The sequence below is a fragment of the Psychrobacter sp. APC 3426 genome, from assembly GCF_030408035.1.
GTDB lineage: Bacteria > Pseudomonadota > Gammaproteobacteria > Pseudomonadales > Moraxellaceae > Psychrobacter.
Genome location: NZ_JASDCF010000017.1, coordinates 19,026 through 31,402, shown reverse-complemented (window position 1 = coordinate 31,402; position 12,377 = coordinate 19,026). Strand labels below are relative to the sequence as shown.

At 45.4% G+C, this 12,377-nt stretch carries 8 protein-coding genes; 7 read left to right on the top strand and 1 reads right to left on the bottom strand.

Translation table 11 applies throughout. The features are described from left to right. Positions 1 to 26: 26 nt before the first annotated feature. Positions 27 to 971: a dienelactone hydrolase family protein gene (locus QL919_RS09325; protein ID WP_290189272.1), complete on the bottom strand. Its 945-nt coding sequence runs from the start codon at positions 969 to 971 to the stop codon at positions 27 to 29. 565 nt (positions 972 to 1,536) lie between these two features. Here QL919_RS09325 and QL919_RS09320 point away from each other — a divergent pair. The 7 genes from QL919_RS09320 (at position 1,537) to QL919_RS09290 (ending at position 12,282) form a co-directional block, all read left to right on the top strand. Beyond that, positions 1,537 to 2,691: an MFS transporter gene (locus tag QL919_RS09320; protein ID WP_290189297.1), complete on the top strand. Its 1,155-nt coding sequence runs from the start codon at positions 1,537 to 1,539 to the stop codon at positions 2,689 to 2,691. A 203-nt stretch (positions 2,692 to 2,894) separates the two neighbouring features. Continuing rightward, positions 2,895 to 4,565 carry a fatty acid--CoA ligase gene (locus QL919_RS09315; RefSeq protein ID WP_290189271.1) on the top strand — a complete coding sequence of 557 codons (1,671 nt, stop codon included), beginning with the start codon at positions 2,895 to 2,897 and terminating at the stop codon, positions 4,563 to 4,565. A gap of 297 nt (positions 4,566 to 4,862) precedes the next feature. Further along, positions 4,863 to 6,902: a propionate--CoA ligase gene (locus tag QL919_RS09310; RefSeq protein ID WP_290189270.1), complete on the top strand. Its 2,040-nt coding sequence runs from the start codon at positions 4,863 to 4,865 to the stop codon at positions 6,900 to 6,902. 297 nt (positions 6,903 to 7,199) lie between these two features. Next, entirely contained in the window at positions 7,200 to 8,684 is a 1,485-nt protein-coding gene (locus QL919_RS09305) for a CoA-acylating methylmalonate-semialdehyde dehydrogenase (protein ID WP_290189269.1), read from the top strand. 181 nt (positions 8,685 to 8,865) lie between these two features. Continuing rightward, on the top strand, positions 8,866 to 10,026 hold the full coding sequence (locus QL919_RS09300) for an acyl-CoA dehydrogenase family protein (RefSeq protein WP_290189268.1): 1,161 nt from the start codon (positions 8,866 to 8,868) through the stop codon (positions 10,024 to 10,026). 132 nt (positions 10,027 to 10,158) lie between these two features. Beyond that, positions 10,159 to 10,941: an enoyl-CoA hydratase gene (locus QL919_RS09295; protein WP_290189267.1), complete on the top strand. Its 783-nt coding sequence runs from the start codon at positions 10,159 to 10,161 to the stop codon at positions 10,939 to 10,941. Positions 10,942 to 11,013: 72 nt separating this feature from the next. Beyond that, complete coding sequence (locus QL919_RS09290) at positions 11,014 to 12,282, top strand: enoyl-CoA hydratase/isomerase family protein (RefSeq protein ID WP_290189266.1); 1,269 nt, start codon at positions 11,014 to 11,016, stop codon at positions 12,280 to 12,282. The last annotated feature ends 95 nt before the right edge of the window (positions 12,283 to 12,377 follow it).

The following is a 12,377-nucleotide window of genomic DNA, read 5'->3' as shown; positions in this document are numbered from 1 at the left end:
GATGTCATGCAATTTCAAAAACGCCGCTACATGCAGTTTTTATAATCATAAGCCGATATGCGAGGGCTGTCGCTATAGTTCTGATGGCTACATAAAAATGTATCAAAGCGAGTATCGTTATTCATATAGCGCTGCATCCATGCGATACCAGGCTTACTAAGGAGTATCTCGTTAAAGCGATAACTTGCACAGAAGTGACTGCCATTTTTGATTTCGACTTTCATCTTGGGTCCAGCGGCTTTGTCATAAAAAGTATTGGTAAATTTATTATTGGGCGCTATGCGATCATTTTCACAGGCAATGAATAGAACAGGCGTGTTCATACTAGCGTAACCAGTATCGTGATAAGGGGTTTGCGCAATGACAGCGCGAACATTACTGCGATCAGTGGTCAGTTTAAGCGCACCGCCGCCGCCCATTGACCAGCCAATAACGCCCAATTTATCTTGGTCTACCAGGTTACCCACTGTACTATCGAGTAAGAGATGGTCTAGTGCAGCACTCAGTTGCATGGCTCTACTATCGGGATTGTCAGTAGGGTAGTTGGTATTGATAGTGAGAACAACAAATCCCCAAGAGGCCAAACGCGGTCCCCACCATTTGATAGAAGACTCATAAGACACGTAACCTGGCACCACCGCGATACCACCTAGCAGACCACAGTTAGCAGCATCCGTTGGATAATGTATGGTACCGCCACCAAAGCCATTGGCTGATTGGCGACTCACGTGCTTGGTACTGACAGAAAACGGACCGTTATCGCGTGTTTTAGTGAGCTCAGTAGCAGTGATATCGTCATCCTTTATACAGTCTACTGACGCTAGTGATTTTGTATAGTTAGACGTCGGTACGACTGGATTAAGACCTTCAACCCTAGTTTCGGACGCAGTTACTTCTGCTACAGCCATCGTAGAGAAAACCAATGTACTCATCGCGATAATAAGTTTTAAAAGCACCATATTTTTCATCATAGTAAATCGTATTTTAAAAGGTTGTGTAATCGTGCACGTCTCTAGGCTAAAAAAGATAGACGCAGGTAGTGATTGTGAACTGTCAACGCTATCAATCGTTAAAGCAGTTAAGTACTTAACAAGTGCGCAAATAGCATCTAACCATACTATCCTGTATGTGCAATAAACGTAACGTTGATCTTGACCTCGTGAGTCGAAAACTGTCTTCACCGTCTCAAGTCGAAATGTGATTCCTAGTCAAGTTTTTCTACGATAATCTCGAATCCAAATAAAGAATCTATCAAGAGGCAATAACACTTTTAAACCTGAGTATATTAGTGAATGTGCTACCATAATTTGCTTGTCATTATGATGAGCATTTATCGTTTAATAACGGTGATTTTGCTTATACATTTAGCATAAGCAAAATCACCGTTATTCCTCTCTATCATCCACGCCAGTGACGGTTATTATTTGCAGTCATGGTATAACCAATATAGTCAGATCCCCTGTGAATAATTCTAAAGATCAGATCCAAGATATAACAGCTGTGCCACCAGCTCCCTCCAATCATTCAACGTCGTGGATATTGAAGCTTACAATTGGTCTAATAGGTATGTTTGCTTTTTTGCAAGTGTACTCTATTCAAGCGGTGCTACCAGTCATGATGGTGGACTTTGCTGCGACCGAAGTACAGGCTGGCATGATCGTTGGTGCCACTGTGTTAGCCATTGCGATTATGTCACCATTTCTGGGTATGCTCTCAGATGCAGTCGGGCGCAAATCATTTATCGTTGGTGCTTTATTGTTTTTAGCGATACCAACAGCGCTCATTGCTCAGAGCTCAAGCATTGAATGGGTCGGAATTTGGCGCTTCATGCAAGGATTGTCCGTACCGGGGATTACGGTGGTGACAATTGCCTATATCGGTGAGGAGTTTGAGGGCCGGGCGATGACTGAGCTGATGTCCTTTTATGTGTCAGGATGCGTGCTTGGCGGCTTTATGGGTCGGTTCTTGTTAGGGCATTTACATGAGCTGATTGGCTGGCGTCATGGCTACTATGTGATGACGGCGATGACGCTATTGGGGGCAATATGGGTTGGCAAGATGCTACCATCGTCTCGTCACTTTGTGGCCAATCCTAATTTTCGCTCAGCGATACAGACGCTGGGTGAGCATGTCACCAATCGCTATGTGGTAACAGCATGTCTGCTTGGCGCTTGCGTGCTGTTCTCCCTTGTAGGCTGCTTCACTTTTATCAATTTACATTTGGCAGATAAGCCTTATGAGCTTGGTACTGGTGCGCTCGCCAATATTTTTGCAGTGTATCTGCTTGGTGTTATTATCACGCCATTATCTACGACATTGCTACGACGGTTCGGCTCAGCGCGTACAGTACGGGTAGCTATCGTCGTATCTATGGTTGGATTGTTATTAACTTTGGTCACGCCATTATGGGGGGTGATTATAGGACTGGCTATTATGTCGTCAGGTGTATTTATCACGCAGTCGGCGACCATCAGCTATATCGCGGTCAATGTGAAAAAAGGCCGCTCATTAGCATCGGGTCTATATTATATGGGCTACTATACAGGCGGTACGCTAGGAGCATGGCTGGGTGGCATAGCTTATGCGCGAGGGCAGTGGTCTCTTACCGTATGGTTGTTATTATTTGTGCAGGTACTGGCGTTATTAATAGCCAGTTTTGGAATGATTAAAACCACAGTACGGGTAAAGTGATTGGCTGTATTATGTAGCATAGGTCTGGTCGGCCATCTTATGATACTTAATGTAAGACCGCTTTACACAGCGCCGCTTTTTTCTTACTATCAATAACGATGTTATTATAAAAATTAAAATGGTTAGCGCAGTAGATTTTATGCTGCTATTAACTTGATTGTTATTTATCCCTTATAAGTACAACAAACAAGGAAGTCAGTTCTATGTCAAACATTTATCACAGTGCACCATCTGCCTACGATTATCCACTACTGGTCAAGCAATTATTAAGCCGTGCAAAAACGGTATCGCAAGATCAAGAGATTGTGTATGCGGACAAAAAGCGCCTGACTTACAAAGAGCTGTTTGAGCGTATCAATCGCTTGGCCAATGTATTGGCAGACCTAAAGCTCGATGCAGGTGATGTGGTTGCCGTGATGGATTGGGACAGTCATCGCTATCTTGAGTCTTATTTTGCCGTGCCAATGTCAGAGTACGTTTTACAGACTGTCAATATCCGTCTATCGCCTGAGAAAATTCTTTATACCATCAACCATGCCAAGCCTAAAGTGCTCATGCTCAATTCTGAGTTTGCGCCATTGGTTAAAGACTATCAGTTCGAGAACTCAAGTATTGAGCATATTATCTGGCTTGATGACAATGGTGTCACTGCTGAAGGTATTTTTGGTAGTAACCAAAGCCGTGTCACAGGCGAGTATGAAGCGCTACTAGAAGCTGCTAATAGCGAATTTGATTTCCCAGATTTTGATGAAAACACCATCGCGACGACTTTTTATACGTCAGGCACGACAGGTGATCCAAAAGGGGTTTTCTTTAGCCATCGTCAGCTAGTGCTACATACACTAGCAGAAGCGGCAACTTTGGGTATGCTGCCTGATAAGCAAGGCGTGAGCTATGGTGATGTTTATATGCCGATGACGCCAATGTTCCATGTGCATGCATGGGGTTTTCCGTTTACAGCAACGATGGTTGGTCTAAAACAGGTATATCCTGGTCGCTATGCGCCTGATGCGTTGATGGATTTGATTATCAATGAAAAAGTCAGCATCACCCATTGTGTGCCGACAATATTACAGATGGTACTCAAAGAAGCGCAAGATTGTGATGCCAATTTTAATGGTTTAAAAATGATTATCGGTGGTTCAAGACTGACAGAAGGCCTAGCAAAAGCGGCACTGGCACAAGGTATCGAGGTTTATACTGGCTATGGTATGTCAGAGACGGCGCCACTCATTAGCCTAACAGAGTTTAGTCTCGATGAGCCTGAAATGTCTGAAGAAGAAGACATCGCTCGTCGCTGTATGACTGGTAAGCCTGTGCTGATGGTGGATGCTCAAGTATGGGGTGAAAATAATAAGTCGGTAGGGACTGGTAAAGACCATACTGGTGAGCTGGTATTAAGAGCACCTTGGCTGACCCAAAGTTACCTAAAAAATGACGATGCAGGCAAAGAGCTGTGGGAAAATGGCTATATGCATACCCAAGATATTGCCTATATACGTCCTGATGGTTATATTCGAATTACTGACCGCTTAAAGGACGTGATTAAGTCTGGTGGTGAGTGGATATCCTCATTAGAGATTGAGACCATCTTATCCCTACATCCAGCAGTGGCTGATGTGTCAGTCATTGGTGTGCGTGACCAGCAATGGGGAGAGCGTCCTCTAGCATTGGTTGTACTAAAGCCTGCCTGCCAAGACACCAAGGTGGAGGACATCAAAGCCATTGCTGAGCAAGCAGTGGAACGTGGCATCATTCCTAAATACGGTGTGCCAAGTCAGTTTAAGTTTGTCGATGAATTACCGAAAACCTCAGTAGGTAAACATGATAAGAAAGTAATGCGCGAGATGTATGCCAATCAAACGGAAGTATAATTAGCGCATATACCACTCAAAAATATGATTAGCGCTATCAGAGCATTTGTGTTTGCTACTCTGATTTTCAGTAACGGCATTCACTTATAATCTGTTTGAATTAGTTAAAATATCAGATGGATTTTTCGCTTAATAGTTGACCTTTATTGTCAGCTCTGCTACATTTTAAACCGATACATTATGTATCGGTTTTTTAGTATGGGTAAGGATGACCAATACTAAGTCAGGACATTGTTTTTATCAGTGCCTATCAAAACCACATTGCCTCACATCTCGTTTATGCTAAGGACAGCCATTATGAGCGACCCAATCAATAAAACAGTCTCCAATCCAGAATCAGCCTCTAATCAAGCAAGCAATAATCCTAAATTTGCTGATATTTATCATGCTTCAATCAATGATCGAGAGCAGTTTTGGGCAGAGCAAGCCAAACGTATTTATTGGCATAAAGAACCTGAGCAAATACTTGATGACAGCAACCTACCATTTGCTAAATGGTATGTCGGTGGTGAAACCAATCTTTGCTACAACTGTGTCGATCGCCATTTGCCAGAACGTGCAGAGCAAGATGCCTTTGTGTGGCTAACGTCTGAGATAAACCAAGAGCTGATAGAAACATTCCCCGCTGTCGTCGATGCCTTTAAAGATTTGGGCAATAACGTTGAGCTTTATACCGACTATACCAAGCGTCGTCTAACCTATAACGACTTATATAAAGAAGTCAATTACTTTGCCGATGTGCTACAGCGTCACGGTATCGGCAAGGGCGATCGTGTCATCATTTATATGCCGATGATTTTAGAAGCGGCTTATGCCATGCTAGCCTGCGCTCGTATTGGTGCCGTACATTCGGTGGTATTTGGTGGCTTTGCTGCCCATAACTTGGCCATTCGTATGGATGATGCTGAGGCAAAAATGGTCATCACAGTAGATGCAGGTTTACGCGGTGGAAAAGTCGTTAACTACAAGAGCTTGGTCAATCAAGGCGTCGAGCAAGCAACGGTCAAGCCGGAGCATGTATTGGTCGTTAACCGTGGTGTACTACCATTTGAGCCAAAAGCCATCGATGTCGATTATGCCACTCAGCGCCGTATCAGTTGTGAAGCCAATGCGATTGTTGAGCCAGTATGGTTAGAGTCAAATACGCCGTCGTATCTTCTGTATACTTCAGGCACCACTGGCACGCCAAAAGGTGTACAACGGGATACCGGTGGTTACGCAGTGGCACTCACCACCTCGATGGATTATATCTACGATGGCAAAGCAGGCGAGACCTTTTGGGCGATATCAGATATCGGCTGGGCGGTTGGTCACTCTTATACGATTTATGCGCCATTGCTCGCTGGTATGACGAGCGTGATGTATGAAGGCTTGCCGCATCGTCCAAATCCAGGTATCTGGTGGCGGATTGTTGAGGCCAACAAAGTGAATATTCTATTTACGGCGCCGACCGGTGTACGAATGCTTAAAAAACAAGATGAGACTTGGATGACACGCTATGATGTCTCTAGTCTCAAGTCATTCTTTTTAGCAGGTGAGCCACTCGATGAATCAACGGCCAATTGGTTGACCAAGCATCTAGGCGTACCGATTTTAGATCATTATTGGCAGACAGAGTCTGGCTGGCCGATTCTAAGTAATACGCCCAAATTCAATCATAAGCCGCATAAGCAGGGCTCGCCCGGTTATCCCATGTATGGCTATGACGCGCATGTCATCAATGAAGAGACCGGTGAACCTTGTGCTGCTGGTGAAAAAGGACTACTAGCCATTAGTGCGCCATTGCCACCCGGTTGTCTCACGACGGTATGGCGCAATGACGAACGCTTTATCAGCAGCTATTTTGGTCTGTTTGATGGTAAGCAATACTCAACCTCAGACTATGCGGTGACGGACGAAGATGGCTATTTTTATATCTTAGGACGTACGGATGATGTGATTAACGTGGCGGGTCACCGTATCGGCACTCAAGAGATTGAGGAGGCGATAAGCACCCATCCAGAGATGGCAGAGTGTGCGGTCGTGGGTATTCAGGATGAGTTGAAAGGTGAGTTGCCGATTGCTTTTTGTGTACTAAAGGATCATGAGCAAGTGGCAACAACAGAAAACCGTTTCCGTATTGAGCAGCAGGTCATTGGTGCTGTGGTCAAATCCCTTGGCGGTATCGCAAGACCGGCGGCGATTTATTTCCCGCAAGCACTACCAAAGACGCGCTCCGGCAAAATCTTGCGCCGTGCTATTCGCGCATTGGCAGAAGATAATCCTACGGGCGATATGTCTACCCTTGATAATCCAACCGCCATTGACGCCATTAAACAGTCTATGAAAGATTATTAATCTAATGGCGTATCAATTGAAAAAAACCAGCCACCTTTGATACCGAAGAAGCCCATGCACAATCATGGGCTTTTTCGTTTTTAAGCGTTAGAGAGTTTAAAGAGTCATAACTTCTTAGATAAAAGTTTGATAAAGCACTTGACCCTAAAATTGTTTTATTGTTATAGTCAATAACGATACGAAATAAATCATTTTAAATTTATTAATTGGTTAATGAAAACTTATTGTTTTTAATCTTTTTTATGCACACTAAGACACCGTGACACGGTAGTCCGGCAAACAAGATAAGGATATCTTATGCACCACGTTCAGCAGCTCATCAATGGTCAATTTGTTGATTCTAATACCAGCGAATGGATTGATATCACCGATCCTGCCACGCAAGAAGTCATCGCTAAAGTCCCGCAAACCACTGACGATGAAATCAATCAAGCCGTCGCTGCCGCCCAAACAGCATTTCAGACGTGGCGCAAAACGCCAATCACTACTCGTGCGCGTATCTTCTTAAGGTATCAAGCGCTCATACGTGAGCATATGGATGAGCTGGCAGAAACCCTGACAGCAGAGCAGGGCAAGACTATCGCTGACGCTCGCGGTGATGTATTCCGTGGTCTAGAAGTCGTCGAACATGCAGCAGGTATTGCCAATCTGCAAATCGGCGACTTCGTTGAAAACGTCGCCTCAGGCGTTGATACCTATAGTATCTGGCAGCCACTTGGCGTCTGTGCTGGTATCACCCCGTTTAACTTCCCAGCGATGATTCCACTATGGATGTTCCCAATGGCGATTGCCACGGGTAACACATTCATTCTAAAACCTTCTGAGCAAGACCCAATGGTCACCATGCGTTTGATTGAGCTGGCAGTAGAAGCGGGCGTCCCTGAAGGTGTGCTCAACGTGGTGCATGGTGGCAAGGCGACAGTTGATGCTATTTGTGATCATCCAGACATCAAAGCGGTTTCGTTCGTTGGCTCAACCAACGTCGGCAAGCATGTTTATGAGCGTGCTAGTAAATCTGGCAAACGTGCCCAGTGTATGATGGGTGCCAAAAACCATGGCGTTATCCTACCTGATGCCAATAAAGAGCAAACACTCAATCAGTTAGCGGGTGCCGCCTTTGGTGCTGCCGGTCAACGTTGTATGGCACTGTCAGTCGTGGTGCTAGTCGGTGCAGCAGGTGAATGGATTGACGATATCAAAGCCAAAGCAGAAGGTTTGGTGGTTTCAGCAGGTAAAGACGACAAAGATTTAGGCCCACTGATTTCTCCTGCCGCAAAAGCCCGTGTTGAGCATCTGATTGGTACAGGGGTAGAAGAGGGTGCTAGTCTACTTCTTGATGGTCGCGGTATCACGGTTGAAGGCTTTGAGAAAGGCAACTTTGTAGGACCAACTATCTTTGATAACGTCACCGCTGATATGCAAATTTATCAGCAAGAAATCTTTGGGCCTGTTCTGTGTATCATGCGTGCAGCTGACCTTGATGAAGCGATTGAGCTATTGAATGCCAACCCACATGGTAATGGTACGGCGATATTCACTCAGTCAGGAGCGGCCGCACATAAATTCCAACAGGATGTGCAAGTCGGTCAAATCGGTATTAACTTACCAATTCCTGTGCCACTACCGATGTTCTCGTTCTCAGGCTCGCGTGCTAGTAAACTTGGTGATCTCGGTCCTTATGGTAAGCAGGCGGTACAATTCTACACCCAGACCAAGACGGTTACTGCACGCTGGTTTGATGATGAGGCAAGCCGCGGCGTGAATACCACTATTTCAATGTAATCGTTAATCCACTATATTGGCAGCATCTCAACAACATAGCGACAATCTTACTCAGTATGTTTTTAACAAAGCATGATTTATGATTGTCGTTTTGTCGCTGCTATACTGTATAACGATATTGAACTGATGACTTACTAAACTTTCTTCACCATATTTGCTATGCAAGCACAAGGATGACCCTATGGATTTCTCATTGACCGAAGACCAAATTGCCTTTCGCCAAACCGCTCGGCAGTTTGCCCAAAAAGAGCTAAAGCCGAATGCGGCTGAATGGGATCGTACCTCACATTTCCCAGTCGATGTGATTAAGAAATCAGGCGAGCTTGGCTTTTTGGGGCTGTATACCAACCCAGAATATGATGGTTTAGGGCTACCACGCTTAGACTCTGCCATGGTGTTTGAAGAGCTGGCATGGGGTGATACGGCAGTCGCCGCGTATATGAGTATTCATAACATGGCGGGCTGGATGATCGGTGAGTATGGTAGTGATGCCTTGTGCAAAAAGTATTTACCCAATATGGTCAGTGGTGAATGGCTTGGCAGCTATTGCTTAACTGAGCCAAACGCCGGTTCTGATGCTGCCTCATTACGCACCAAAGCCGATAAACAAGGCGACCATTATGTACTCAATGGCGAAAAAACCTTTATCTCGGGCGCAGGCTCGACTGACGTCTTAGTGGTCATGGCACGTACAGGCGGTGCAGGGCCAAAAGGGGTTTCAGCATTTGTGGTAGACGCTGACAGCGCCGGCATCGAATACGGTAAAAACGAGCATAAAATGGGCTGGAAAGCGCAGCCGACGCGCACCATTAGTTTTAAAGATGTCAAAGTACCCGCTGAAAATCTCATCGGCGAGGAAGGCCAAGGTTTTCGCATTGCGATGAAAGGCTTAGATGGCGGTCGTATCAATATTGGTATCTGTGCGGTAGGTACGGCGCAGTCAGCGCTAGAGACCGCGACCAATTACGTGCAAGAGCGCAGCCAGTTTGGTAGCCCGATTGCAAGCTTACAGTCCGTACAGTTTAAGCTTGCTGATATGCTCACCCAAACCATTACCGCGCGTCAAATGCTTTATCTAGCGGCTAATAAAGTCGATAACAATGATGGGCAAGCTTCTACCTACTGTGCGATGGCAAAGCGTCTCTCCACTGATCTTTGTTTCGATGTTGCCAATGAAGCCTTACAGCTACATGGTGGCTATGGTTATCTAAATGAGTACCCGCTTGAGCGCCATGTGCGAGACTTGCGTGTCCATCAGATTTTGGAAGGCACCAATGAGATTATGCGAGTGATTGTCTCGCGTCAGCTTATGCAAGATGATGCATTGAGTCAATTGCGTTAATCGTAGTACGCAACTTTTTTATGGCAATATTTTTATCACGGTATTTTAAGTTCGCTATGGTTTTCTATAGCTATTTTACCTAGCGCTTAACCAATAAATCGTACCAAATTCAGATAAAATAAAGGATTATTTATGACGGATTATACCAATCTCAAGTTATCAATTGACGGTCACATTGCTACCGTAACACTGAATAACCCACCAGCCCATACTTGGACGATGGACAGTCTACCAGCGCTCAAACAGCTGGTCACTGACCTCAATGCCAATGATGACGTTTACGCCTTAATTATTCATGGCGATGGTGAGAAGTTCTTTTCAGCAGGTGCGGATTTAAACAATTTCTCAGACGGTGATAAAGGCCAAGCAATCAGCATGGCAATCGCTTTTGGTGAAGCGTTTGAAGCGCTATCAGCGTATCGCGGTGTGAGTATCGCGGTTATCAATGGTTATGCGATGGGCGGTGGACTTGAGTGCGCGCTGGCCTGTGATATCCGTATCGCAGAAGCGCATGCACAGATGGCCTTACCGGAGACCGGCGTGGGCTTATTGCCATGCGCGGGCGGTACGCAGAATCTGCCTTTATTGGTTGGTGAAGGTTGGGCGAAACGTATGATATTGTGCGGCGAGCGCGTCGATGCCGATACTGCATTACGCATTGGCTTAGTCGAAGAAGTCACGGCAAAAGGTGGCGGTTTACTAGCGGCGCAAGCATTAGCGCAAAAAGTCGCTAAGCAATCTCCTGTTGCCGTCAGTTACTCTAAACAGCTTATCCAAGCCGCCAGAAACACCCCGCCTGCCCAAAACCTTATCCATGAGCGTGAAGCTTTTGTTAAGTTGTTCGACACCAACGATCAGCGCGAAGGCGTGCAAGCGTTTTTAGAAAAGCGTAAACCCACTTGGCAAAATAAATAAGTCAAATTAAATAAGCCAAATTGAATCAGACTTAGCGTTAATATCTTTCCTTTTAATTTTTAGGTTACTTTTATGACAGCAGCGACGACAGCGACGGACGATACTAATAATCAAAATTCCGTAGAAAACATCACACAAGAAGCGCCAGTATTGTTCGATACTGAGCCGACAGAGTGTGGTCATCTTATTGGAATAATGACGTTAAACACGCCCAAATCTCTCAATGCACTCAGTGTTGAGATGTGTGAGTTATTAGCCCAGCAGCTAGAGCAGTGGCAAAATGACGATCAGATAGTGGCATTGGTATTAAAAGGAGCAGGCGACAAGGCGTTTTGTGCTGGCGGTGATATTCGTAAGCTGTATGACAGTATGTCTACCAGTGCGCCGCTTCCCAACCCTTATGCGACAGAGTTTTTTGGTCATGAATACCGTCTTTATCGGCAGATGCATTTTTATCCAAAGCCATTAATACTCTGGGGTGACGGTATTATTATGGGGGGCGGCATGGGCTTGATGGCAGGTTGTAGTCATCGTTTGGTCACTGAGCGCACCCGCTTTGCGATGCCAGAAGTGACTATTGGACTGTTCCCTGATGCCTCTGGCAGTTGGTTTTTACAGCGCATGCCAGCTAAAACAGGTTTGTTCTTAGGGTTAACAGGTGCGATGTGTAACGGCAATGACGCTTTATTATCTAATCTTGCAGAGTATGCCGTTGCCAGTAGTGATTATGATGCCATCATACAAAGTTTAAAACAGAGCGATTGGCAAGTGGCAGCAAGTAGCACCGATAAATGTCACAACAATAGCGCTCATAGTATCGTTAGCCGTGCACTGGCAGCACAGCCAGTAGCAGAATTGCCTGCAAGTAAGCTTGCGACATATTGGAAACCTATACAGCAGTTGATGAACAGCGGTGGACTGGGTGATATCGATGCACTTTTACAAAGTGACGAAGCGCTGGCAAAGCTAGATACAGACTTTGCTAAAGATAGCTGGACGCAGCGGGCAGTAGATACGTACCGTCAAGGTTGCCCAGTTACTGTCGCTTTAACCTACGCGCTTTATCATAAAGTCACGGACTTATCGCTAGAGCAGGTTCTGTATTTAGAGGCCAACGTAGCGGTACATTGTGCGGCCAATCCTGACTTTAAAGAAGGCGTACGTGCGCTACTAATTGACAAAGATCGCAACCCACAATGGTCGCGCTCATTAGCAGAGTGTCTAAGCACCGAAGGGCAGGAATATATACATCAGCACTTTGTAAACCCTTATGCTAAGGGCGAACATCCTCTAGGCGATTGGTTGGGTGATGAAGCCTTAGGCAGCCAGCTTGTGCGCTAAGAGCTTGTAAGCTCATTATAAGAATCAGGTATAAACTAAAAAACGTAAAACTATGTGTAGCACTGTCTGCATAAGCAATCATCAAGGAGCGATGA